The organism is Lysobacter auxotrophicus, from assembly GCF_027924565.1.
GTDB classification, from domain to species: Bacteria; Pseudomonadota; Gammaproteobacteria; order Xanthomonadales; family Xanthomonadaceae; genus Lysobacter_J; species Lysobacter_J auxotrophicus.
In genome coordinates this window covers 2,129,081-2,153,031 of record NZ_AP027041.1, presented here as the reverse complement: position 1 = coordinate 2,153,031, position 23,951 = coordinate 2,129,081, and the positions used below count along the sequence as shown (strand labels likewise).

Genomic DNA, 23,951 nt, shown 5'->3' with positions numbered 1-23,951 from the left:
CCATGATGCGGGAGCCCATGACAGAGCTCGAGCTTACCTGTGCCCTTGATCGCGCTGACGATCTGGTGCGGCGTTGCGCATCTGGCGAGATGCAGTTCGGTGATTTTGTCTCCCAGTACAACAACTTCTTCTGGGCGTACGCGCTGGATGGCCATGAGGCGAATCCAGCCGAGATAGCGCTGTTCGCAAAGCTTCGTCACCGCATCGCGCCGCATGAGGCCGTGGCGCAGTCGATCCTCGCGAAGCTATGTTCCGACAATGATGCGAGTAAGACGGCTTACCTGAGCGAAGGTCGATTTGGATCTCAAAAGGCCCTCGAACGGCTCAAGGAAATTGCGGCGAGCATTCCCGGGTTGAGCCGCGACGTCGTCAGTGATCCAACGTCCGTTTCTGGCCGTTAGCGGACATCAGGCCGAGGCCACCGCCGCAGCGTGGTAACGTCGGCTTCCGACCTATGCCCGGCAGACGGATGAACTCTCACTGTAGGTCAGTGCAAGGCAGACACATCGTCAAAGCGATGATCGCCGGATTGGCAATTACCCTTGCGACCTACTTGGCGGCTCTGGCTTGCGCCGCCGCTCAGTTGCATTCCGCCGTTGTAGTCCTGGCCTGGCCGACATTTGCGATCACGCGTCTCTTGCCGCCCGGTGAGCCGGTGACCTGTTGCTCTCCATCGAGTCCATGGCTGCTTTTCAGTACGGTTGGAGTTGCGTGGCTGATTTACTCGGTGGCCTCGTATTTCTGGTTCAACCGTCGCGGCAACGAGGGGTGACCCGGCCGTATTGAGTGCAGCTCCGTGTCTGCTTTTGGCTGATAGCGGACATTCGAGCGGAGCGGTGCCGTGGAGGCGGTGCCAATGTCCGCTTTCGACCAAAGCGGACCCGAGGGAGACTGGAACGGATGCCTTTCAATCGATCAAGCCGCGTCAGCAGTCGAGCGTTGGGCGCATTGCTGGCGGCTTACCTCGGGACAGCATGCTCACCGGCGCCTGATCGCCAGCCTCCGTCAGACGAGCAGGCGGTGGGCGACTACGTAGAGAACCCAGCGACGGGATTGCCGATGAATCCCTCGAAGCGTCGCCTGCCGAGCTCCATCAAGATCGTGTCGGACGACGCCGAGTACTTCGGTATTGAACTATCGACGCTGACTGAAGAACAGAGACGGATTGTCGAGTCTGCTTGGACGAACTACGAAGTGATTCTCGCCGGCGGGCACCCTGATTGCCCGCAAGCGCCATTCGCTCCCGCAGACGGGGGCACGCTCATCTATTTTTGCGATGGCTACGATGTAGCGCGCGTACACAGCATGTCTGGCACAGAGGGAGCATTCGGGTACGACTACGGTCCAACGCTAGATTTCCTTAATGGGCAGCGTGTGGAACGCCTCAGGTTCATGACGGACGACGAGATGACCAAGTTCGATCAAGCGTCTACAGGGGAACCGAAGAAGTAAGTTCCAGTGCGGCAAATACGTCCGCTTTTGGCCGACGCCGTGATCGTGTAGCGGACATCAGGCCGCTATTTGGGCTGGCGCTGTGCTCGGGCTCACGGCGGTCGTCCATCGACTGGCAGAAGATCGCGCCGCTGGTAATCCGCTGCGGCGATTCGTTGGGACAGGGATGACCGGCCGACCAGCACGGCGGGCGTTCCATGACTCAGATCGCAAAAGTCGGTTGGAAAGTGCTGACAGCTGCGGCGAGACCCCGCAGGGCTCTGATCGGTAACTTCGCATAATGCATATTATGTAAAATCGCCGTAGGGGCTGGCGTAGGTGGATGTGTCGCTCTTACCAATAACTGTCGTTTTGATCCTATATATCGCATCTGCTTGATCTAGCGGTACTTCTATTCGCCGCGACACGAACTAAGCGCAAGTACTCATGTTCAACGTAGCAGCTGTTGGCCCATGATCCGCGTGCTCACGAGCCCTGAGGACATTGTTACAGCGCTCAGATCGGTCCTTAGAAGTTGCCGCGGCGCTAAAATTGCCGTCCCGTACTGGAGCGCAGCCTCTATCCACATTCTAGGGCTGAGCGAGCGCCGCCTAGCTGGGATGTGCGTCATCTGCAATTCATCTTCCGAGATGTGTAGCCCAGATGCGATCAAACACCTCCAGCGCTTGGGAGCTCATGTTCGCTCCCTCGGGTCGTTGCACGCGAAGGTCTATGCCGGTCGCCAAGGCGCTGTGGTGGGATCTGCAAACGCATCGTCACATGCTCTGCGCGCCTCGGGCTGGAACGAGCTCTGTGTGCTGACGAATGAACCGGGCGCGCTTAAGGCAATTGACACGTGGTTTGAACAACTTTGGAGGGCAGCTACCGATTTGTAGTCGCGCTGCTCCATTGCACCTCGGTAGCCCCCCGAGGCCCAGCAAAGCTGCCCACTACGGGACGCTGCCTAAGAGTCGTCGCCCGAGGCGCCCTGAACGCAGCCCCCCGGTTGCTCGCTTTGCTGCTGCGTTGTGTCCGATCACGCGAACGAGCCCACGCACACAAAGCTAATTCTGTTCTCGCAGTGGAAGGACTACTGCTGCGTCGGTCACGATTGCTGCGTCAGCGTGGTCCTCGCCATCCTATCTGCCCCATATCTTGGGGCTTGTCACTCTACGCTCGCTCACGATCGTTGCCCGAACTAGTCTTCTTGGAATCAAATGTATATGCGCCTAGCTATCGAGTCGTGGCTGTGATTCCACATTCCCGCTCGGGACAATTTGCGTCGAAATCAGCCCGATGAGGGTGTGATTTTCCCGCTCGGGAACGGCGCACATCGAGGTGCATCGCCGCATAGGAGGGTCCATGGTCATACGTGAAGCGGCCGACTTGGCAAATGCAGTACGGGCCGCCCGGCGACGGCATAAACTACGGCAAGCGGATCTGGCTGGTTTATCAGGTACCGGTTTGCGCTTCATCAGCGAGCTCGAGAGGGGTAAGAGCACCGTCGCGCTCAATAAGGTCATCGATGTACTTAATGTGTTGGGCCTGTGCATTCACGTGACGTCATCTCAAGAACTAGCCGAATCGCGAGGAGGCCTGGAATGACGGAAGATAGGACGCCAGCTAGCATTGTGACGACCGAAGCAGGTCGCACTGCGCTCCGCGTCTTCTTCCGGATCGCGATGGCGTGGGATCTTGCGGAATCGGACCAAAGCAAATTGCTTGGCGTTGGCAAGGTTCAGGTCGCGGCTTGGAGGGCTGGCGAGGTCTGCTCACCTCTCCCCAAGCATGTCGCTCTGCGTCTCTCGTACATCTTCGGAATCTACGCAGCGCTTCACACCTTGTTGCCAATCGCTGATCGCGCCGACGCATGGATCAAGAAGCCGAACTCATCCCCGTTGTTCGATGGAGGATCGGCTTTGCAGCGCATGCTAAGTGGCGAAATCGACGACCTTCGCTTGGTTCGCGCTTACCTGGACGCTCAAGTTCACTCATGACGAAACGCGACGCTCCAGTGATCTTGTTCCTGGACTTCGATGGAACACTGCACCCACTCTGGACCTATGAAGCCGGTCAGCGGACAAATGTAACGCGCGCGTATGAAGGCCCATGGCTATCGGAGGCCGCCACTCTTGCCAGCCTATTGGTCCCGCACTCCGCCAACCTCGAAGTTGTCATCTCTAGCCTGTGGGCGAGACGGCTCGCGCTGGAGGAACTGCGCGCCCTGCTGCCCTCCGACCTCCGAGGGTTGGTGCGGGATGCGATTTGGACGCCAGATGACAAGTCGCCGCCCCCTGTTGGCAAGTTCGCGCCAATCCAAGCCTGGCTCCAGCGGGCCGGGTGCCAGCAGGAATGGATAGCGCTGGACGACGACAACCGAAACTGGCCCGAAGACCAGTCGCATAGACTGGTCTGGGCAAAAGGAACATTGGCTAGCAGCGATGTGCAGCACGCCCTAACACGCCGTCTAGCCCAAGTTCTGCATGGCAGAGTTGCACGCGCATTCGATTCATACTATCCTATATAAATCAAATAGTTAGTTCGCATAACACATCTTATGTCTTAAGATGAGGCGCGGTCACTGCGGAGGTCAGATGCCCTCCTACCTTCTTCTGGACACGGAATGGGCTGACCCAGCGGGCGTCGAGCTCGTCAGCATTGCGCTGATTAGCGAGCACGGCCGACGCCGTTTCTTGCCGAGTGCGCACAGCTGCCAGAGGCTCCGACGCCTTTCGTAGCAGATGTGGTCTACCCGCTATTGGAACGCGGATCGGCATCGATGGACGGAAGTACTCTTCGCGAAGCGCTGTGGACATTTCTCACATCAAACGCCCCGGCTTACGTGCTGGCCGACTATCCGAACGATGTGCGTCTGCTGCGCTCAGCAGTCGCCGGCGGCACAACCGAAGGGCAGCTGCGATCAGGCATATCCACGACAGCTATGGATAAGGAAGGCAGGACGGCTGAGTGGGTCGAAGCTTGGTTTCGATCACGACCCATTCTGGCCGCGCGCCGCCATCACGCAATGATCGACGCACAAGCGTTGCGAATGGCCTAGCGAGTAGTCACAGGTCGGATAACTACCGACGAATGGAATGATGCCGATCGTAACTAGGCCCCTACTCTTCTCTCCGCGCTGCACTCGGAAGTTCTACGAGACGGTACCTCTCAAACTCAGCCGAGGATGGAAGTAGCCCTTGCCCGCCAAGGCAAGGTACCTTGGCGCCGGCTCGTGCTTGCCGTTGCAACTTGCAACGGCGTTCCCGCAAAGCGCCCGGGCTCTGGCGCGTCGCCTCACACCCAGGTCGTGCACGTTGAATGATCTCGAGCGGAGCAAACTATGGAAGTAGAACTTGTCCGCCTGAGCAAGGTGATCTCTCGGGCATTGCGCCATCGCCCCGAAGCGATCGGTATCACCTTGGATCGAAACGGCTGGTGCGACGTACATGCGCTGATCGACGCGCTAATCAAGCATGGCACCCCTATCACGCGCGAGCAGTTGGACGTGATAGTTCGAGGCAATGACAAGGCGCGCTTTGCGCTGTCGGAAGACGGCGCGCGCATTCGAGCGCAGCAAGGACATTCGGTCGAGGTGGACCTCCAGCTGCGGCCGAAGATCCCTCCGCCGGTGCTGTATCACGGCACTGTGGCCGAGCACCTCGAATCGATCCGAAAGGCTGGCCTTCTTCCCATGAAGCGCCATCACGTGCATCTGTCGCGAGACTCTAAGACCGCCGCGGACGTGGGGGCGCGCCGCGGAAAACCCGTGATCCTCTTGGTTGATGCTTACCGCATGCATCGCGACGGACATCGCTTCTTCTTGTCGGGAAACGGTGTGTGGCTGGTCGAGAAAGTACCGCCGCAGTACCTCACGAGTTAGGGCGCGCAGGTCCTCTGCCCTACTCCGCTCCACTGCATCATCACAATCCACGCCGCTTTTCTTGTCGACTTGGCGAAGGGTTCGACCGTCGGGAAGTACTCGTTCGTATGCACCGCTACGGATACCGCTTCTTCCTGTCTGGTAACGATGTGTGGCTCCTCGAGCGAGTGGTCACCCCAGTACCTCTTGGGCGAGGAAACGCTATCCCTGATGTTCACAGGCTCTCCATGGTGGCCGCTTCATTCCGGTCTTGGGCAAGCGTGCCGATGTACTGGCTCGCAGAAGCTTGCGCAGCCCTGGGCTCGCGGTTCACCTGATGTCCGCACGATACGCGAATAGCTTGGGGCCTGCTGAGGCAGCCCACCTCACGCCCAGTTGCTCGACCTTAACATTCAACTTTCCCGCTTAACGCCAAGCATGTTAAGCGGAGCTCGCAACGTTATGGACAATTGCTGGCCGCTATCGGCAGGAGCGGACATTCGCATCAAGGGTCCCCGACGCAGAGCCTGCCAGAGGGCGCAGTAACTCAGGCTGCCGATACGCACGTGTTTGTGAGCTCCGACCGGCACGGGGACCACATTCAGGCCACGCGACGACGGACGAAGGGGACTCAAGGCAAGGGCAGTCTTGCGAGATAGCGCTGTTTACACCCACAAGCGCTTACCGCAGGAGTGCTCTCTGACATCGCGTTGGCGCTCCCCGACCCGTCTGCGTGTGCGGATCGGCACGGCACTCGTCTGCAATACTGCGTAGCCAGCCGGGGCCCAAAGGCCCCGGCTATTACTAATACCTTCTGGGCTCCCAACTAGCGCCTTCTGGGGTACCCCACAATCCGGCCAGCATTTGAAGGATTCGCTCGTAAACTTCAAAAGCTACCCGCGCTTTTGAAGTTTACGAGCGCTCGTGAATTGCCGCAGGGTGCCGCTCGGCGGAAGAGCCAGCGCCTTCACTTGGGGCGCGCGGGTAGGCGGCGTCCCGTAGTTGGCGATCCTTTCGGCGTTCGAATGTCTCGCCGCTGCGCCGATGAAGTTTGAGCTTTGAGACGCCCAGCTTGTTCGGCGATGGTGCGTTCGGCTTTTTGCAGTGATTGCTGCAAGGCCTGCTCTCGACGATGCGCAGTCTTTCCTGCGACTAGGCCCTCGGCTTTGACGATCTTAAGTTCCTGTCGGGCGCGATCGATCTCCCGCGCCGCGCGGTCCTCTAGCGCCCGAATGTGGGCGCCCCACTCCTCCCGTTCGCCCCTGGCGTTCATCTGTTGGGCGGTCAGTTCTTGGCGCAGCAAGGTGAGCTCGCCCTCAAGGCGGCCCCCTCTCTCCTGCAGGCTGCTGCGCTGCTCGCGCAATTCGGTCAACTGTTGAGCCTGTTGCTCGAGCAGTTGCTGCAGGTCCAGCAGACGTTGCGCCCCCTGCTCTGCCGCGATGCGGGCATCGGCCATGGCTGCTTGCGCCTGCGTTACCTCATCGCCTTGCTGCGCAGCCTGATCAATCAACTTTTGGGTCAACGTCGCCAATGCGGCGCGTTCGGAGGCGACTTCCCGCTCGGTCGCAGCGCGACCACTTGCCACGGCGTACTGCCAGACCTGGGCAAATGCTGATGCCACATCCTCCGGCAAATCTGGCAGCGCCGAATTTCCGACCAGGCGTCCGCCCAACGTTCCCCACCACGTATCCAGCCAACGAATAACCGTGTTCGGTGATCCTGTGCCCAAGTGCGCACGGATGCGTTCCACGGTGGGACGCTCGCCCGCGGCCACCAAAGCATCAGCGGCGCAGTGGACGTCGGATTCGCTGATGCCCTTGGCCATGCGACCTCCTACAGTGAAAGCGGTGCGGTGAGGCGCGTACTCGCGATAAGGGATAATTATCGCTAGTACGCGCCCTCTTTCATAATTTATATTACATATTATGAATCGAAATAGCGCATTGCCCGCCATGATGGCGACGGCTGCGAACCTGGTGCTGCCCGAGCAACTAGCCCAACAGGCCGCCGACGCGGTGCGCGAACTGCTTGCCGAAGCCGCTGCCGCCAACACGACCCGCAGCTATGCCACCGCCCTGCGCTACTGGGCCGGTTGGCACCAGGCCCGCTATGGAGTCCAACTGGCCTTGCCTGCCAGCGAGGCCGTGGTGATCCAGTTCCTGGTCGACCACATCCAGCGCAAGAGCAAGGCCGGGCTGGTCAGCGAGCTGCCGCCGGCGATCGACCAAGCTCTGGTGGCTGCCGGCCTCAAAGGCAAGGTCGGACCGCTGAAGCTGTCGACCGTGGTCCAGCGGGTGGCCGTTCTATCGACGGCACACAAACTCAAACGTCTGATTAACCCGTGTGAGCTGCCGAGCGTGCGCACCCTGCTAAGCCGGGCACGGCGCGCGGCTGTCAAGCGCGGCGAGCGGCCGACCAAGAAGACCGCGATCACCCGCGCCGAGTTGGAGGCGATGCTGACCACCTGCGACGACAGCCTGGAAGGCCTGCGCGACCGTGCCCTGCTCTGCTTCGGCTTCGCCAGTGGTGGGCGCCGGCGCAGCGAGATCGCCGCGGCCGATATGCGCGACCTGCGCCAAGTCGGCGAGGACGGCTACATCTACCGGCTGGAGTATTCCAAGACCCAGCAGGCTGGGGTGACCGTAGATTCGACGCCGGACAAGCCGATCCTAGGGCGCAGTGCTGATGCACTGAGCGCTTGGCTGGAAGCGGCGGGAATCCGTCACGGGGCAATCTTTCGGCGAATCTGGAAGGGGCGGGTCGGACCTGCCCTGCTCCCCGGCTCTGTGGCTACCATCGTGAAGCGCCGCGCCCGTTTGGCGGGCTTGGAGGGGAACTTTGGGGCGCACAGCCTGCGGTCCGGGTTCGTGACCGAGGCGGGCAAGCAAGGGGTTCCACTCCCAGCGGTGATGGCTATGACCGAGCACCGGTCGGTGGCGAGCGTGATTGGCTACTTTCAAGCTGGGGCAGCCGAGGACAACCCGGCTGCACGGCTATTGAAGTAGAGACTGCTGGCAGCATTTGTTGGAATGCCTTATCCGTGTTTTAGCTATAACCATCTTGCATGCAGAGGAATCGCATAGGCGCAATGCGTGCGGCCTGACGGCGTCGGAAACGTTAGGTTGGTGCTTCTGACGCAATCGAAAAGTAGACAACGAAGGATCTGTTGGGTATGCCGCAATCTCCAGAACTTGCCGGCGGTGAAGGGTTCACGTACGAGGGCGACGCGGCTGCGTACTACTTGGCGGCGTTGCTGGCCGAAGCGTACGCCCCTGGCGTCGATGACCGCATCGTAGTGCGCCTCTCCGTCCAACAGCGCGATTTCGGCGAACCGCTGGATGATGTGATCGTGGACTTTGCCGATGCGACTGGGCGGATCGCCCGCCTCAGCCTGCAGGTCAAGCGCGCTTTGACCATCAGCGCGGCCGCCACCAATGCGGACTTTCGCGACATTGTTCGCGACGCCTGGGCGACGCTGCACAAGCCCGACTTCCGCGCCGACATCGATCGTTATGGCGCCGCCGTCGGCGAAGCCGCCCTCGTGCCGAGCCGCGCTTTGAAGACCATCTGCGACTGGGCGCGCGACAGCCTGACGGCCGACCACTTCGACGCGCGCTTTGCGCCGGAGGGAAGCGCGAGCGAGGACCATCGGAAGGTCAGGACCACCATCGAGCAGTTGCTTGCTGCGGCGAAAACAACCGCCTGCACCCGCGAGGAGCTGCATCGGTTCTTGGCCCACTTTGTCCTGGTCCAGTTCGACTTCTTGCGTGAGGGTTCGGTGGATCCGCCGCACGCCATCAACCTCATCCGCAGCTGCTTGGCATCCGAGTCGGCCGGAGACGCGCCGATGGTGTGGTCGCGCTTGGTCGAACTGGCCCGTGCCGCGGCCGGGACCTCCGGCCAGTTCGATCGCGCGCGTCTGGTCCGCGAGCTCGCGCCGCTGACTCGGCTGCGCGCCGCGCCCTCCCTGCAAGCTGACCTCGGCCGCCTCACCGAGTTGGCCCACAGTCAGGCGAACCTGATCGTCGACGACATCGGCGGCGCCTGGATCGATCGGAGCCACTACCTGCAAGCACTGGACGCGAAGTTCGTCGACGCCCGCTTCGTGCAGGTGCGCGGCTTGCCAGGCAGCGGCAAATCGGCGGTGGTGAAACAGGCAGTACGGCGGGCGCTCGCGCAGGGGCCGGTGCTCTTCCTCAAGGCCGAACAGGTCGACGCCGTCAGCTGGAACGGCTATGCGATCTCGCAGGGGCTGTCAGCGACGAGTTTGGAAACGCTGCTGGTGGAGATCGCCGCGGTGGGCACGCCGACGCTGTTCATTGACGCGATCGACCGGGTCGCCACTGCGCAGCAACCGGTGTTCCTGCAGGTTATCCAGACCATCGCAACATCGCCGGAACTGGCGCATTGGCGCATCGTCGCCTCCTTGCGTGACACCGGCATCGAGGTGCTGCGCAATTGGCTCGGCGAGGCCTTGGCCACTCTCTCGGTCGAAACGCTCACTGTCGGCGCGCTTAGCGAGGAGGAGGCCGATGCGCTCGCCGAGGCCAAGCCGCACTTACGGCCGCTGCTGTTCGGGGCGGAAGCCGTGCGTGAGATCGTCCGTCGACCCTTCTTTGCCAAGGTGCTCGACCAGAGCTTCGTCGCTGCACCCGACGGGCCCGAGTTTGCCCCACGGGCGGAGGTCGACCTGATCGAGCACTGGTGGACGCGCGGCGGATACAACGCGGCCGGGCAAAACGCGCTTGCGCGCCAGCGCGCCTTGCTCGGCCTGGCGCGCGCGCGCGCCAAGGAGCTCAGTCGGCCGATCCGGCTGGGTGACCTCCCGTCGGCAGACTGCGTCGAGGAGCTCCGAGCCGACGGCATCCTTCAACATGCGCGGCACGGCATCAGTGTCCAGTTTGCCCATGACATCTTCTTCGAATGGGCGTTCTTCCACGTACTGGCGGACCTGGGGCCGGACTGGATCGACGCGATCCGCGCAGCCGGTGAACCGCCCGCGGTTGCGCGTGTCGTCGAGCTCGCCTCGCAATGGGAGTACAGCCACGGCGACGCCTGGGCCGCTTACCTGGCGCAGACGCGAGCCTCCGATCTGCGGGCCCAGTGGACCCGGGCCTGGTTACTGGCGCCATTGGGCACGGCCGCCTTCGAAGCGGACCCGGCTCCCTACTGGGCGGTGGTTGCTCAGGACGACTTCGCTTTGCTGCGCAAGGCGCTCGTCTGGTTCCAGGCCGAGAAGACGACGCCGAATCCCGCCGTGCTCGCCGGCACGCTTCCGGACGAGCGGCGCCAGCGCGTCGCCGATTTGCTGGGCTGGCCCTCCGATCTCGCGTCAGCGCGCCGCCTGCTCGTGTTTCTGTTGGTGCGGATACCGGCGATTCCGCAAACGCTGTACCCGGCCGTGCTCGCCGTATTCGAGCTCTGGCAAAACGCTTTCGAGGGCTACCCGAACGCGATCTCGCGCCGGCTGCTCGGACAGTGCGATCAATGGCTCGGGGCCTTGGACGCGATCAGCAACGCCCGCGGCCCCGACGAGAACTCGGCCTTCTGGCAGAAGGTGCAAGACCTTGGTGCGTTCCGAACGTCGCTGATCCAGCTCATCCTGCGCTCGTCGCTCGCCGAGCCGAGCATCGCCGACGCCCTCCTGCTACGTGCGGTTGCCTCGCACCGCATTCGTCGCGACGCATTCGAAGGCATCGTCGCGTTCTCACCGCGCTTGGCCCAATCGCTTCCACAACGATTGGTCGAACTGGCATTGGCGTACCTGCGCGAAGAGCTACCGGAAGACCGCGTTGCACGCGAACAGGCAGAGCAGGAGCGCACGATCGCGGCGCGACAGGCCCTCTTGAACGACCCGGCGAGAACGCTGAGCCGCGTCGAAAGCGCGAGGTGGTCCGCGGTCCACTTCCGCAGTGTCGGTGAGTTCAGTTCCTCGGACTGGGAGCAGTTGGCGATCCACGACGATCATCGCAGTTTCTGGCCGCCGTCGCCGCTGCGCGAGCCCTTCGCCTCGCTGTTTCGCCAGTCACCGCAGAACGCCTTGAACTTGCTGCGTGAGTTGTGCAACCACGCCATCGCGGCGTGGCGGCAGTTGCATCGTCTCGACCACGAGTCGCGCGGCACGCCGCTGCCGCTGGAGCTCTCGTTCCCATGGGGGCGGCAGACGTTCTGGGGCGGCGAACGCGAGTACCTGTGGTGCCGCTCGACGTGGGCCCCGAAAGCGATCGGCTGCGGCTTCCTCGCCTTGGAAGAGTGGTGTCTTGGCGAGATCGAACGCGGCACACCCGTCGATGACCTCATCCAGCAGATCGTGGCGGGCAACGATTGCATCGCGATCCTCGGTACCGCGGCAATGCTCGCCCTGCACACTGGGACGGTGTCCGCCACGACGTTACCGCTCTTCACGTCGCAGCGTCTCCTGGCGGCCGACCGCCAGCGCGTCGCGGCCGACCTATCGCCCAGCAATCTGATGGGATTCACCCACGCATCGGACCGGCCTCACCACGACGCATTGCGGACCGCAAATGCACGCCCGGTCCGCAAGCTCGAACTCCGGGGGATGGTGCCCCGGTTCGTGTTCGCCGCGGAACCGCTGGGATCGCAAGCGCGCAGTGCCATCGAGGCATTCGCCGAACGGCTGCCCTATGAGTACGAGGAGGATCGTGAGGATCCCGAGGTGCAGCGTGAACTCGCCGAGCAGGCAACGGAGTACGCCGAGCTGGCCGACCAGTCCACCTACCAGGCTTACCGCACCGACAACGAGCACATCGCTTTGGTGCACGTCAGCCCATCCGCCGCCAAGCCAGAGAACGTCGCTAAACTCGAGCAAGCGACGCAGTACCTGTCGATCGCCAATCTGTGGACGTGGGCGTCCACGTCCTTTGAGAAGCACGCGCCTGACGGCCGGCTCAGCCTCCGTGATGCCGTGGTGGCCGCTAGAGGGTTCGACGCGCCAGACCTGTTCGCGGGATCGAGGGGCGATCGCGCTGACTCCATCGCCATGCATCGAGGCGCGGTGGCGTCAACGGCCGCGGTCGCGCTGACCTTTCGTGCGGGGTCCACTGACGACCAGTTGAAGTGGGCACGCGGCGTCCTGTGGCGTGCGGCCCGACTGAAGGAGGAAGCCGATTCTTGGTGGTCGCCGAGCTCGGTGATCCCATGGCATCACGGCATCTACGCTGCCCACGGCCTCGCCGCAGACCTGCGCGCGGGAACCGCGGCGCGCACCGCTGCCGGCGACCTGTTGGCCCTGGTGGCACATCCCCTCGAAGCGGTTTCGTTGGCCGCCGTTGGAGAGGCGTGCAACTTGTGGGCCGTCGACCCGAAGCTGACGATGGCGGCCTTGTTCCTCGCGTTCTCGCGGTGTCACGTGCCGCATACCCGACGCGGCAGCCGTCCGCATGCCGGGGTCATCGAGCCGTCCCCGCTAGCGGTGGAAGCGCTGCGCATGGCCGGCGTGCATTACGACCGCGGAACCGATTTTTCCGCCATCCCACGTCCACCGCCGGCATGGGTCAAAGCAGCACCCAGGGCGCGGCGCGGACGGGAATCGTATGAAGATTACGAAGTCGGCGATGCGTCGAATCCCGAGGAATGCTGGACCGAACCTGCCAGCCACTGGCACTCCGCGTACGCCGCCGAAGTGCTCGCACGGGCGCCTATAAGCGGGATCTTGCAAAGCGACACGCGCAACTCGTTGCTCGATTTCCTCGCCGACGTTCTGTCTTGGACGATCCAGAAGAACGCGCCGCCCTGGGTGGAGCGCGGACGGCGCGACCGAACGGCCACGCGCATCTTCGAATGGACGCACGCGCTCGGGTCTCAGCTCGGTAACGTAGCCGGCTGCGTGCCCCTTTCGGATTTCCAGCCACGCTTCCTCGAACCAGTGCTGCAACTGGAAGGCGAGAACTGCTGGGCCATGCTGGGTCCGTTCGCTAGTGCGTATATCTGTAGGTACATCTACGATGCGCAAGCCGTGCCGGCTGACGCAGTCGCCGTGGTCGATCTCTGCCTGACACGCCTTTTGGCGGACCGGACGTTCAAGCGGGACAGTTATCGCGCGGGCGAGTTGTCCGGGCTCGATTTGCCCAAGCTCGTCGAAACCTTGATGTTCGTGTCGATTGAGCGGGCCGAGCTTGCCAGCCGTTACGTAAATGGCGACTGGTCAGAGATTGGAAGGATCATGCCGCTGGTGGATCGGTACGTGCGTGCGGCGGGTTGGGCAGTTCCCGTCATGGATTCGTACCTTACGCTTTGCGAACGATCGAGAGCGCATTACCCCTCCGCTGCGTTCGCGGATCAGGTGCTGGCGATCCTTACACTTGGCCCCGAGGCGCTGCCAGGCTGGCGCGGCACATTGTTCTACGCACGAATCGCCGGCCTCATTCAGCACTTGTCCCATCGGGACGCACCGATGAGCGCCCCTTTGGCGCAGGCCTTCCTTCGGACACTCGACCACCTGATCGACATGGGCGACCGTCGCAGCGCCGCACTGCAACTGGGAGAGGGGTTTCGCGACATTCGTCTGAACACCTGAAGAACGCGACGCCGTGAGTCGCTCCGGTTAATAGCCTGCGCATAAGCCGGCCACTCGTGGGCTAAAGCCGTCGGTCGCATCCAGGAATTGGTCTCGCCTACCCCCGATAAAGCTTCCTAATCCCCTGCCCTCGCGGGCTTCCGCTGCCGGCCACATGCGGACAGGCAGCAACGCCTGAATCAAGCCGAGCCACGATGCGGCTCGGCTTGAATTAGGTGGCGGCCTCATTGCTACCGAAATGCAGCGGCTCGGCTGGATACTTTGCATGCTTCCAAATGGCCCTGCAGAGGACTTCAAGGCTTGAGCTGAGCTGTGAAAGTTCAATCAGAGGATCTTGTGGCTGCTCAGATAGTGGTGTTTTGCTCAATGGCTCGCCCAATCGAATCTTTGAAACCGTGCCGAGAGATGTCTGAACTTGCTCGAGAACGAGGCCTGCTACCGACCTATTAGCACTCATTGGAATGCGATGTAGCATCTCATTGCGTAGATCCCCCATTCTCCGTAGCCAGCCAGGAGCCGTCTTAGATCCGAGGGCATCCAGGAGGGCGTGGACCATGGGATTTTGTGCGTGACTTTGATTCACAGGTTTTTCAATCCACTCTACAAGTCGCGACAAACTTTCTACTCGATTGGGCGCACCAACATGCATCGCAGCAATCATGGCTACATGGTCCCTTGCAGAGGACAGCTCAGAAGCAAGGGAATGGAAGTTGGCGTATATGTTTTGCAGAGCGGCATTTGAGAACCAAGTGTCCGGAGCTCTTTTCTCTGCCAAGGCCCAGTTGAGCTGTTCGTGGTAACCGTTAGAGACGTCCCGAAGGCGAAGCCCTGCTGCTCTTAGGCTCGCACTTACATAAGACGCAGCTTCCGCGTACCCCGTATCGCCAGCTTTGGCTGCTTGATGCCCGATAGTTGCCCAAGAATCAGCTGCACCTAATCGGTTCTGCGGGTCTCGCGCACCAAACTCCCAGACATCCATGGGCGGCGAATTGGCCCCCGATACGTACCTAATGCAGGTGCCTAGGTACCTTAGGCCACAACCTCTAGTGGCGAACTCGAGGTGATCTTTAGGTGCTTTAAAGACGATTGCATCTGAATCCTTATCGTCAGATACGGGAAACAGGGCCCACCCAAGATTTGTGAGTGCGCCCTTAAGGCCGCCTGAGAAGTGAACCTCCTCCGTCGCATAAGAACTTCCCATCTTTACGTCTGAAATTTCGACGTCCATAGTCGCCTTTAGATAAACGGCTGCCCGTAATCACTCAACCGCCACCTAACGTCGGAAGCTGAGCCGCAAGTGGCGGCGTGCCGGCTCTAGTCGGATCGAGCGACCTGTTAGAGCTCACCCTCACCTTCGCCAAGAGCATTCCGAAGCCATTGCAGTACATCACGAGACATTGCGACCGCCTGCTCGCTCACGATCGGCTCGGCACCATGGATGATCGAGTTGCGGAGCGTGATCAGCTCGCGGAGGTGCGCGAACAGAAGTTTGTCGATGCGCTCGTTCCGGTAGAGGATCTCTGCCAACCTTGTGTTCGAGATGTGTCGCGGACGACCGCGGTCGATTGAGACCGCGACTGATTGCTGGTATGGATGGCCAGCTGCATTCAACAATGCCTCGATCTGGTTGTAGTTCGTCAGAAACTCTTCGAGGCTACCTTTGCTCTTTTCAGAGCGAAAGGGATCTACCTCGTCCTGAAGGCGTCGACTCGCTTTCTCAATGCGTCGCGGAGATATAACGTCGAACACGAAGTAGGCAACTGCCAACAAGCTAGTCGCGAAGGCAGCCTGCCCCGCGTTGATGATTGCTGCGTTTCCCAACGTTGGACCCGCGGCCTCTCTCGCGATTGCCAGATTTGCGAGAAAGATCGTCAGGAGCACCAACAGGGTGATGAACGCGAGAAGCACGAAGTACCTCTCTTTCAGAGCCTCCACTGCTTCAGCCAGCGTTTCATCTTCGAGCTCCTCTCGACTCAGCTCATTTCTAAAGAAGATGAACCCAGTCAGCGTAAGGCCGTAGACGGCTGCAATGACCTGGCCGGTGGTAGAGAACAGATACAGGATCTGGTTCTCGTTCAGCTTCGTCGCCAGCGGGCTCAGTCCAATGCTCGTGCTAAGGATCGACATCACCACGAACAGCGCGGTGAAGTACAAGATCGCCGGAATTTCTTTCCAGTGACTCCGCATATGAGCTAACGCCTTTGTCTTGTCTTTCCCCCAGCCGGTGCTCGCGCCCTGCACTCGGACAGTTGGCCAGGGTCTCCCTCGAACTGATAAGCGTGGGCTTGGGCACGATGCTCTCGGCCCGCCAACTCTATCGGAGGATGGGGCATGACGGCAGTGGGCATCGATGCCCCCCACTCTCACAGATACGTACGAGAAGGTCGATTCTAGACATGTGGAACGGTCCTTGCCCCTCAGGACTGACCGCTTCGGGTCGGAAACCGCCATGGCCCTACCCCCGATAAATCCCCCTAATCCCTACTCCACTCGGTTCCGTTTCGGGCGGACAGCGGACGCAATCGGGCCGCGGCATGCGAGCATGGGCCGAACGATTGAAAGGGCACCCCATGTCCGACGACGAATCCATGCTGGAGCTCTTCGGGGCGCTCACCCACTGCCTGTCCCGTGCGATTGCCCAGATGACGCTTCGCCAACTCGATGTGTACGAGGCGGAGGTCGTCGAGATGCTTCGCTCGCGTGATGATGAGTCCCCTGCTGCCAATGCGTTCCGGTCGGTGATCCGAGACATTGCGAGCCGCCGGGCGCACCACTTTCTCCAATAGGTGCCAACATCGCCCGGGGGATATCGGCCATGCGTATCAAACCCCAAGCGGAAAAGGCGTCGTGCGTGAATGACTTCCTGGATCTGGCGCGCGTCCGGCAAGGCATGAGGACAGACAGGGAGCTCGCGGAAGCTCTTCAGGTCGGATCGCCTGCCGTGTCGAACTGGCGTCACGGATCGAAGGGCCTGAGTCCGATGACCTGCATGAAGCTTGCCGAACTGGCGGAGCTGCCCCTCGGGCTAGTCCTCGGCACGATCTGCGAGGCCAATGCACCGAACGAAGAGGAAGCGTTGGTTTGGCGCAAGCTCGCAGACGAATCGGTCGCCGCCAAAGCAGCAGTCGCGGCGCTTCGTCAATCAGCCCGGCAAAAGCGGAATTGATGGACCGGCACGCGAGGGGGCTACCTCTAACACCCAGCGCCCCTTCTCGTCTTCGTGCCAGCGGCCGGACCGGATGCTGTATCCCGCGGCGTCCTCGATGTCGACGAAGCGCCCGGATCTCTCGGGACCGGCGGGCGGCCCGTCGAGCACGATTCGCATCACTAGCTGTTCCGGAACCCATGCCCACAAGAAGGCTTCCCACAGCCTGTACTTTTCGTCGTCTGGTAGCTGGCCGTACTCGCGCGTACGCAGAAACGCGGCGAACGCGTCCCGGGCTCTCGGATCGTCTTGCGCTTTCATCGGCCAATCCCTGTTTGGCCAGGGCAAATTAGCCGCTGGTCAGGACAGGCTCCGTGACCGTGGCGCAATATTCGGGTGAAGAGTCTTCAGCCGGAGCGGCCATGTGCTATTCCGCCCAGATCTGGGCCGACTACAAGAAGTTCACTCGCCAGTTCGGAGCGATCCTAAGCATCGGCGACTTCACGCGGATCTTCTGGGAGCGCCGGGAGGGCGGCAGCCCGAAGATTCCCAAGGGAATTGAGCTGGCCTTTGCCGAGCCACGGGATGCGTTCGAGGCCCAGGTGAAGCAGATGATTGACGAGGCTCGGGAGGCCGAACTGGGCCGCATCGATGAGCGCATCGCCATTCAGCAAACAAAGATCGCCGAGGCTGAGGCCGCCCTCCAGAAACGGGTGACCAAGAAGTCCCAGGAGATCATCCGTGTCGCGAACAACCGGATCGCGGCCGAGCGCCTGAAGGCCGAAAAGCTTCAGCGCACCGAGCCCGCGGACGACGACGACCGCATCTGGCCGGGCGACTACACCTTGGTGATGGTCGTCGAGGACGGGCGAAAGATCGTCAAGCCGATGCGCTACCAATGCCGCCTGCCCGGCTGGACCGTGGCCGACGAAAAGGCCAAGCCGGGCACGTATAACGCCCGCCGGGATAGCCTGCGAAGCGTCTGGAAGCGCCTGTATGGCTACCACCACGGGATCATGGTCGCGACGCACTTCTACGAAAGCGTCGGTCGCCACGACTACGAGCAGCGCGCACTATCCGGCGGGGAGCGCCCGAAGAGCATGGAGCTCGAGTTCACCCCGCAGACGGGCGAGCCGCTCTACATCCCGGTCCTCTGGTACGCCTGGACGGACGGCATCGAGGAGCTGCTGTCCTGCGCCGCCATTACGGACGACCCGGAGCCTGAGGTCGCGCTGACGGGGCATGATCGGACCATCATCAACATCAAGCCGGAATACGTGGATGCTTGGCTCAGTCCAGATCCGAAGAACCTTGCCGCGATGGACGAGATTTTGGAAGACAAGCGGCACCCGTTCTATGAGCACAAGGTTGCGGCCTGACAAATGAGCGATTCTTCCAAAGGTGAATCTGGCCTTGATGCCAACGAGATCCTCGGCGCGAGGTTGTATGCGATCGACTCGCTGATGATCGTGGTGATCACCATGCTCGCCGCGCGGCCCGAGTTCCGGGCCTCGATTGATTCCTTGATACGAACGATGCAGGACGCGCCGCTGCCTATCGATTCTGACAAGGGGCGCGCGTACATGCAGGTCGTACTCGACCAACTTCCCTACTACCAAGAGATAGCCAATTCTGGCGATCGAGCGCTGGAAGGTCGAAAGCAATAACTCAATGCTGCCGCTCGTGCTCCGGCACATATCCCAGATCGATCAGAATGTCCGTGATCCGAACGCTTGCGTCCTCGATGCAATCGTCATTCGAGGCCTCCCGCGCAGCATCAGCTAGGTCAGCGAACCTAGGGAAGAATTGATCCTCTTCCGGGAAACGTTCCTTCAGGTCGTCCGCACACAGGCGCAGCTCATGCAATCGAAGCTCGATCTCGGGCCAGGCAAATTTAGTCACCATCAAGAAGCTCCAGGTCAGCGGCGCGATCGGCGCCTGCGGGGATGAGTGGTGTGGATGCCCTTTCCGCGAGCGATCATCAAATGCGCAAAGGGGTCTCCGGCATTCCGGACGCTCTCCCGGATCTGAGCCTCCCACTTCACCGCCCATGCGGTCATATACCTGACGGCCTGCTCCTCCGTGTCATGGAACACGTACCTCGGAAGGCCCGACGGAAACGTACACGTGCGCCAAGGTGGACTGGGGTCGTAGTTCGCAGGACAAGTAGTGGCGACCAAACGCTCTCCGAGGTAGAGGCCTGGCCCGCCCACATAGGGCTCAAAGTGGAATCCGTCGGGAAGCATGGCGTCATGCTACGGGCGCTTGTCGCATGGACTGAGACCGCTCGGCGGATGCTTCAGGAATGTCCGCTATCGGCCAGAAGCGGCCCTTCGTGTTGCCGCTCTAGCCCCCCCCCAGCATCTTCATTCATCCGTAGATGAACTACTTCCGCGCTCGAACTCGGCTCTGGCTCCCTCTGCCTCAAGCCGCTCCTTTGCAGCTTGGTCGAACAGCACGCTCATCGAAACCTGCGGCAACGCTGCCATCCCGATGCACTGCTCACGAGTGAAGGTCTTTCCACTCGATGGCGCCTGTCGAATTCTCTCCACGTAATCCGCAGACAACGCAGTGTGGTTTGCCTTCACGTAGCCAAGGATGGACTCGTCGATGCGCTCCTTCAAATCAGGAAACGCATCTGAACACTCATGCGTCAACGTGACGAGCACGTCCTCATAGAACGAGTCTAGTTCTTGCCCAAGCGCTGGCAGAGCGCCGGCGAGCAATCCCACGGTAAAAACTACGCGAACCAGCATCTCAGTTCCCCATGTGTGGACCCATCTCGACCCAGCTCCAATATGGCCGCTTTGGGTCGAAAGCGGACATTTGCAGCCCGACCGCCGGCCGTCGTGTCCGAACGTCCGCCATCGATCAGGAGCGGTCAGTCGCCGCCGATTTCCTCGAGCCGTGGGGGGGCGACTGGGGAGAATGATCAGGTGAGGGCAGACCTTCATTACAGAAGTTGCTCAAGCGAGCCGTCTCGACGATTTCGGTGGGGTATCCGCGGAAGGTAGAAATGCCAACTCGAACGCGGTGCTTATAAATGCGCTCTACCATCACGTGTGCCTGCATCGGCTCGCCGAGCGTAAAGACCGCAACGATCCGCTTCCCTGGTGCCGCGATCTCATGCGGGAGCATCCCGAACCGGTTGGCGAAGCGCTCAACCCCACGAATTGCCTCCACATCGTCCTCGCACACCTGGACAGACCCAAGCTCGAATATTTCAGGCTTGTCGCCGTTGGCTTGGGGGTAATAGGGCGTGTGCTCGGGGTCTGCGCCGAAGCATCCCGTCAGCATCAACGGGAGCGCTGCTGTCAGATGCAGCAATCGCGAGATGGCTGTTGCCCGTTGCACTGCAGACGGCATCTCACGACAACTTCGCCTACGGTCGGACAGGAGGTTATGCATGGCCGCGCACGCCTTGGATTCGGAGCCAGTGTCCCTTCCGCAAGTGAGCTCTTCATGAGGTGAGCGTGAAGTCGACCTCGCGTCCGTTATTGGCCCGCAGCGGACGCCCCGCCATCGGCTGTAGGCAACGGATCCTGGCTATTGACGTGGGCCGACCTCCACTCTCACACGAGTCCAACCGGCGGGCTATGGGGTGATCTCTTCCACGTCGCCACAGTTGGAGATGAGCAGGTTTCGTCTCTTCACCTGGCTCGAGACGTTCGATCCGTCCCAATTCGCTCGATACGAGACGCGCACGAAGGCGCGGCGTGCGCCACTCAATCGCTTCGAGGGCGCGATCTCCAGATTGTCCGGTCCTTTCTGCGAGAACGTGCAGCACTCAGGATTGGCCCGGGAGAAGTCCGCATAGGATGCGTAACCGAAGCCGTTGTTGACTGTCTCGATGACTTGGCCGTCGACGCCACGCGCCGTCTGGATGTTCCGTGCCTTCAGGTACTCGTATACGCGCCGCACCTCCTCGTCCCGGTCCAGCCTGCGCATCTCTGGAACGCAAACGCCTGCGACGTTGGCAAGGGGCCGGGCTGCCACGGCAATCAGGGCCAGGCCAACGAGGACGAACAACCTCGACATTCCGTTGTGGGACACCCAACCCTCCTTTCCGTGTCCGATTCGCATCGAACGGTCATCCCGCCCCCCACCACCCGGACGTCCGCTATCGGCCAGAAGCGGACGTCGACGAAGCTTGATTCACGTCAGGCTGCGGAGTGACCGGCTTGCGTGGGTCCTCAAGCGTGCCATGGCCCCATCTGGCCAGGAACGTGGATCGCAGCCTGGCGAACTCCGAAACGATGGCGTCGGTCGTGCACTCGCCTTCACGCCCGGGATTGTGCTTCAGCGTCGGTACTCCGCCCGCGACGTGAAGCACGGTGAGCTCATGCTTGTCGCGGTATCGTCCGTCAAGCGACGTCAGGACGAACTTCGATGAGGTCATTGGCAGCGCAATCGTGGAACGCACTCGCCACCTCGGAAGCTCATCCTCGAAATCCGCTGGCATTTCCATGGCAGCCCGATGCATCAGTTGCCTTGCCTGCAGGACCTGCTCATCGTTCTCTACGCGAAACGTGAACTTCGCGCACGTGACAACCGGATCCATCCTCCCGGTGTCCTTGCAGGCGGATATCGCTACTGCGACAGCCGCGCAGAAGATGAGGATGAAAGCGTGCGGGGGCTTCATGCGGGTCGTGCTCCATAGCGCGGCTGCTGCTCCGACGCCCTCTCTGCCAGCCAATCACAGCGAGCGACGTTTCCTCGCCATCCAATGGCGTCATGATCGGGAGAGAGGATATCAGCACCGCCGCGCGGCCGACGTCCGCTATCGGCCATAAGCGGACACTCACTTCTGGCGGCCGAACGGATGGCGTTTCATACCTCTGCGCGTCCGCGGAAGAGTCGGCGACCAGTTCCCCCACGCAAGTAATCGAAAGCGTTGGACGATCGAGATCGTCCTTCAGCATGAAGGTGTCCTGAGCAAGTTCCGAATGATGGAAGTGCCCGCGCCAGTCCACCGGGCCCCTCTCCTTCAGCACCACTTCGTGCACCTGGCGCCCTGCTTGGTCGAGCAGTCGGGCGAGCCATCGCTCGGCGTACCCGGACGCAAGTTGGCGGTATACACGTATCCGTCCTTTGCGACCCGGAAGCGAGCGCGCGAGCTTCGTTCGCTCCATTTCCAGCATGAAGCCGTGCTGGCGTACCGCGGCGGCAGCCTCAACGATCGGCTTGGAGTCTGCGCCGTGCATTGAGGCCAGATATAGAAGGCGATCCTCTGTCAGCTCGAGTATTTGCACCTCGCGCTGCCTAGATGACATCGCGTGATAGGCCGCAAAGTCAAAGGACTCCACATAGATCTCGGTGGCTCCGAGCGCTTGCAGATGCTCTGGATCGATCTCGCGACGTGGACCCAACGTAAGCTGTACAACCGAGGATCCATCCAAGGTGAAGTCGCGCGGCAGGAACTCCTCGAGGATACTCACAACATGATGCGTGGTCTCGCGAAACAGGAAGCCCGGAGCCACCATGCCGCGATCCGAGACGAGAGCGCTGGCCTCGACACGTACTTCCCTCAACCTGGCCATGCAATGCCTCTCGGGGACTGGACGAGCTGTGGCAAGTGCTGCCTCCATGGCAATGACCGCTTTGGGTCGAAAGCGGACATTAGCATCGCCACGACGGGCTCGTTCGGACGAACGTCCGCTATCGGCCAGAAGCGGCCATTCGCAAACAGCAGGGTGCGAAGCGCCGCGAAAGTAGCGCCGACGTGAGGTGGGTTCGCTACCAGAACTTCCACCAAGGGCGCTGCAAGATCACTGCCTCGTTGTACTCGCCGTCCTTCTGCGTAACGCGGATCGTCTTTCCCGCAATAGAAAACTCCATGGCCTCTGGTCGCTCAACAAGCTCGATGTTTCCCGGATCCAGCCAGTACCCTTGGTTGAGCGAGTCGACATGGACATTCAGGGCGAAATCCTCGGACAGCGGCCCCACTGTCTCGACTCCAGTAAGCGACGGGGTCGTAAACCCATACACGGTTCCTTCCAGGCCAGCGATCTTTGCTTGGGCCGTTTCTGGACCTTCCTTGATGCGAACTGTGTCGCCGAATCCAAATGCGTTGGCGTCTGTCATGCATAACCTCTATCCCAGTTCATCGGACGATTCGACGTGTCCGCTTTGAGTCGAAAGCGGACATTAGCACCGCCATGACGGTCTCGGGCCGGCGGAACGCCCGCTATCGGCCACAAGCAGACGTTAGGCGCCAAGCCAGTGATGTCCCACAAAGCCGATACGGTCAGTTCTCCAGGCCGCGTTCTAAATCCTCCGAATGCGGCTCTGCGATTCGGTAGCCGACACGCGAAACTGTTTGAATCAGCTTCGTCGGAAACGGACCATCAACGCTTTGCCGCAGGTCGTAGATGTGGGAGCGCAGCATATTGCCATCGGGCGGCTCATCGCCCCATACCGCGTGTTCAAGACGTTCACGGGGAACAGTTGCGGGACTGGCACGCATGAGAACCTCCAGCAGCTTTCGCGAAGCCGGATACAGCGCGAGGATGCGCCCCCCGCGCTCAGCTTCAAGCTTACTTACGTCGTACGTTAGGTCCGCCACCCGTAAGAGAGTCAATCTGCCGCGACCCTTCGCCCGCGCGACCAGCGCCTCAATGCGGACCTCAAGCTCTGGCAGCTGAAACGGCTTAGTCACGTAATCGTCGGCCCCTGCTCGAAAGCCGGCGATCTTGTCGGGCAGCTCGTCTTTGGCGGTCAGCATTATCACAGGCGTATCGCGCCCCACCTCTCGGAGGCGGCCAAGCACCTCAGGGCCATCCATACGAGGCAGCATCCAGTCCAACAGAACAACGTCGAACTCTTGGTTTGTGGCCAAGTGCAGGCCCGTAACGCCATCCGGTGCCGCATCCATGGTGTAGCCACGCGCTTCGAAGTACTCGAACAGATTTGTGACAACACTTAGGTTGTCTTCAATGACAAGCACGCGCATAGAGTTCATCCGTATGTGTGCGAGGCGA

General features: G+C 61.3%; 25 protein-coding genes. 14 read left to right on the top strand and 11 right to left on the bottom strand.

The features are described 5' to 3' along the window. The first annotated feature begins 17 nt into the window (after nucleotides 1-17). The 8 genes from LA521A_RS09515 (at nucleotide 18) to LA521A_RS09500 (ending at nucleotide 5,311) form a co-directional block, all read left to right on the top strand. Entirely contained in the window at nucleotides 18-401 is a 384-nt protein-coding gene (locus tag LA521A_RS09515; RefSeq protein ID WP_281778673.1) for a hypothetical protein, read from the top strand. Between the two features lie 658 nt (nucleotides 402-1,059). Next, on the top strand, nucleotides 1,060-1,452 hold the full coding sequence (locus LA521A_RS09510) for a hypothetical protein (protein ID WP_281778672.1): 393 nt from the start codon (nucleotides 1,060-1,062) through the stop codon (nucleotides 1,450-1,452). Nucleotides 1,453-1,904: 452 nt separating this feature from the next. Further along, nucleotides 1,905-2,327 (top strand): phospholipase D family protein, encoded by a 423-nt coding sequence (locus LA521A_RS19015; RefSeq protein ID WP_425494504.1) that lies wholly within the window; start codon nucleotides 1,905-1,907, stop codon nucleotides 2,325-2,327. Nucleotides 2,328-2,793: 466 nt separating this feature from the next. Beyond that, nucleotides 2,794-3,036 carry a type II toxin-antitoxin system Y4mF family antitoxin gene (locus tag LA521A_RS19010; RefSeq protein WP_425494503.1) on the top strand — a complete coding sequence of 81 codons (243 nt, stop codon included), beginning with the start codon at nucleotides 2,794-2,796 and terminating at the stop codon, nucleotides 3,034-3,036. Then, nucleotides 3,033-3,428 (top strand): antitoxin Xre/MbcA/ParS toxin-binding domain-containing protein, encoded by a 396-nt coding sequence (locus tag LA521A_RS19005; protein ID WP_425494502.1) that lies wholly within the window; start codon nucleotides 3,033-3,035, stop codon nucleotides 3,426-3,428. Before LA521A_RS19010 ends, LA521A_RS19005 begins: the two co-directional genes overlap by 4 nt. Further along, nucleotides 3,425-3,958: an HAD domain-containing protein gene (locus LA521A_RS19000; protein ID WP_425494501.1), complete on the top strand. Its 534-nt coding sequence runs from the start codon at nucleotides 3,425-3,427 to the stop codon at nucleotides 3,956-3,958. Before LA521A_RS19005 ends, LA521A_RS19000 begins: the two co-directional genes overlap by 4 nt. Nucleotides 3,959-4,210: 252 nt before the next feature. Further along, entirely contained in the window at nucleotides 4,211-4,489 is a 279-nt protein-coding gene (locus LA521A_RS09505; protein WP_281778671.1) for a hypothetical protein, read from the top strand. A gap of 282 nt (nucleotides 4,490-4,771) precedes the next feature. Beyond that, the gene (locus LA521A_RS09500) at nucleotides 4,772-5,311 is read left to right on the top strand and encodes an RNA 2'-phosphotransferase (RefSeq protein ID WP_281778670.1); all 540 of its coding nucleotides are present in this window, start codon (nucleotides 4,772-4,774) and stop codon (nucleotides 5,309-5,311) included. Nucleotides 5,312-6,257: 946 nt separating this feature from the next. On the opposite strand, the gene LA521A_RS09495 is transcribed toward LA521A_RS09500, so the two are convergent. Further along, nucleotides 6,258-7,115 carry a DNA-binding protein gene (locus tag LA521A_RS09495; RefSeq protein WP_281778669.1) on the bottom strand — a complete coding sequence of 286 codons (858 nt, stop codon included), beginning with the start codon at nucleotides 7,113-7,115 and terminating at the stop codon, nucleotides 6,258-6,260. A 100-nt stretch (nucleotides 7,116-7,215) separates the two neighbouring features. Here LA521A_RS09495 and LA521A_RS09490 point away from each other — a divergent pair, with 100 nt between their 5' ends. Continuing rightward, complete coding sequence (locus LA521A_RS09490; protein ID WP_425494500.1) at nucleotides 7,216-8,295, top strand: site-specific integrase; 1,080 nt, start codon at nucleotides 7,216-7,218, stop codon at nucleotides 8,293-8,295. A 167-nt stretch (nucleotides 8,296-8,462) separates the two neighbouring features. Beyond that, nucleotides 8,463-13,826: an ATP-binding protein gene (locus LA521A_RS09485; protein WP_281778668.1), complete on the top strand. Its 5,364-nt coding sequence runs from the start codon at nucleotides 8,463-8,465 to the stop codon at nucleotides 13,824-13,826. A gap of 211 nt (nucleotides 13,827-14,037) precedes the next feature. On the opposite strand, the gene LA521A_RS09480 is transcribed toward LA521A_RS09485, so the two are convergent. Together LA521A_RS09480 and LA521A_RS09475 are read right to left on the bottom strand one after the other, a co-directional pair. Then, on the bottom strand, nucleotides 14,038-14,805 hold the full coding sequence (locus tag LA521A_RS09480; RefSeq protein ID WP_281778667.1) for a hypothetical protein: 768 nt from the start codon (nucleotides 14,803-14,805) through the stop codon (nucleotides 14,038-14,040). A gap of 356 nt (nucleotides 14,806-15,161) precedes the next feature. After that, nucleotides 15,162-16,067: a hypothetical protein gene (locus tag LA521A_RS09475; protein ID WP_281778666.1), complete on the bottom strand. Its 906-nt coding sequence runs from the start codon at nucleotides 16,065-16,067 to the stop codon at nucleotides 15,162-15,164. Between the two features lie 329 nt (nucleotides 16,068-16,396). Between LA521A_RS09475 and LA521A_RS09470 the strand changes: the two genes are divergently transcribed. After that, nucleotides 16,397-16,612 carry a hypothetical protein gene (locus LA521A_RS09470; protein ID WP_281778665.1) on the top strand — a complete coding sequence of 72 codons (216 nt, stop codon included), beginning with the start codon at nucleotides 16,397-16,399 and terminating at the stop codon, nucleotides 16,610-16,612. Nucleotides 16,613-16,641: 29 nt separating this feature from the next. Next, on the top strand, nucleotides 16,642-16,992 hold the full coding sequence (locus LA521A_RS09465; RefSeq protein WP_281778664.1) for a helix-turn-helix domain-containing protein: 351 nt from the start codon (nucleotides 16,642-16,644) through the stop codon (nucleotides 16,990-16,992). On the opposite strand, the gene LA521A_RS09460 is transcribed toward LA521A_RS09465, so the two are convergent. Continuing rightward, on the bottom strand, nucleotides 16,969-17,292 hold the full coding sequence (locus LA521A_RS09460; RefSeq protein WP_281778663.1) for a hypothetical protein: 324 nt from the start codon (nucleotides 17,290-17,292) through the stop codon (nucleotides 16,969-16,971). The genes LA521A_RS09465 and LA521A_RS09460 overlap by 24 nt on opposite strands. A 53-nt stretch (nucleotides 17,293-17,345) precedes the next feature. Here LA521A_RS09460 and LA521A_RS09455 point away from each other — a divergent pair, with 53 nt between their 5' ends. Together LA521A_RS09455 and LA521A_RS09450 are read left to right on the top strand one after the other, a co-directional pair. Further along, the gene (locus LA521A_RS09455; RefSeq protein WP_281778662.1) at nucleotides 17,346-18,350 is read left to right on the top strand and encodes an SOS response-associated peptidase family protein; all 1,005 of its coding nucleotides are present in this window, start codon (nucleotides 17,346-17,348) and stop codon (nucleotides 18,348-18,350) included. Between the two features lie 3 nt (nucleotides 18,351-18,353). Further along, nucleotides 18,354-18,638 carry a hypothetical protein gene (locus LA521A_RS09450; protein ID WP_281778661.1) on the top strand — a complete coding sequence of 95 codons (285 nt, stop codon included), beginning with the start codon at nucleotides 18,354-18,356 and terminating at the stop codon, nucleotides 18,636-18,638. Nucleotide 18,639: 1 nt separating this feature from the next. Here the strand turns inward: LA521A_RS09450 and LA521A_RS09445 are convergent, their stop codons facing one another. From LA521A_RS09445 to LA521A_RS09415, 7 genes are all read right to left on the bottom strand, one after another. Further along, complete coding sequence (locus LA521A_RS09445; protein WP_281778660.1) at nucleotides 18,640-18,876, bottom strand: hypothetical protein; 237 nt, start codon at nucleotides 18,874-18,876, stop codon at nucleotides 18,640-18,642. Nucleotides 18,877-19,337: 461 nt separating this feature from the next. Next, complete coding sequence (locus LA521A_RS09440; RefSeq protein ID WP_281778659.1) at nucleotides 19,338-19,727, bottom strand: hypothetical protein; 390 nt, start codon at nucleotides 19,725-19,727, stop codon at nucleotides 19,338-19,340. 115 nt (nucleotides 19,728-19,842) lie between these two features. Continuing rightward, the gene (locus LA521A_RS09435; RefSeq protein ID WP_281778658.1) at nucleotides 19,843-20,379 is read right to left on the bottom strand and encodes a hypothetical protein; all 537 of its coding nucleotides are present in this window, start codon (nucleotides 20,377-20,379) and stop codon (nucleotides 19,843-19,845) included. A gap of 186 nt (nucleotides 20,380-20,565) precedes the next feature. Continuing rightward, nucleotides 20,566-21,024 carry a hypothetical protein gene (locus LA521A_RS09430; RefSeq protein ID WP_281778657.1) on the bottom strand — a complete coding sequence of 153 codons (459 nt, stop codon included), beginning with the start codon at nucleotides 21,022-21,024 and terminating at the stop codon, nucleotides 20,566-20,568. A 455-nt stretch (nucleotides 21,025-21,479) separates the two neighbouring features. Beyond that, nucleotides 21,480-22,511: a hypothetical protein gene (locus tag LA521A_RS09425; protein WP_281778656.1), complete on the bottom strand. Its 1,032-nt coding sequence runs from the start codon at nucleotides 22,509-22,511 to the stop codon at nucleotides 21,480-21,482. Nucleotides 22,512-22,707: 196 nt separating this feature from the next. Continuing rightward, nucleotides 22,708-23,055: a hypothetical protein gene (locus LA521A_RS09420; protein WP_281778655.1), complete on the bottom strand. Its 348-nt coding sequence runs from the start codon at nucleotides 23,053-23,055 to the stop codon at nucleotides 22,708-22,710. A gap of 163 nt (nucleotides 23,056-23,218) precedes the next feature. After that, nucleotides 23,219-23,923, bottom strand: a complete 705-nt coding sequence (locus LA521A_RS09415) for a response regulator transcription factor (protein WP_281778654.1) — start codon at nucleotides 23,921-23,923, stop codon at nucleotides 23,219-23,221. Between the last annotated feature and the right edge of the window lie 28 nt (nucleotides 23,924-23,951).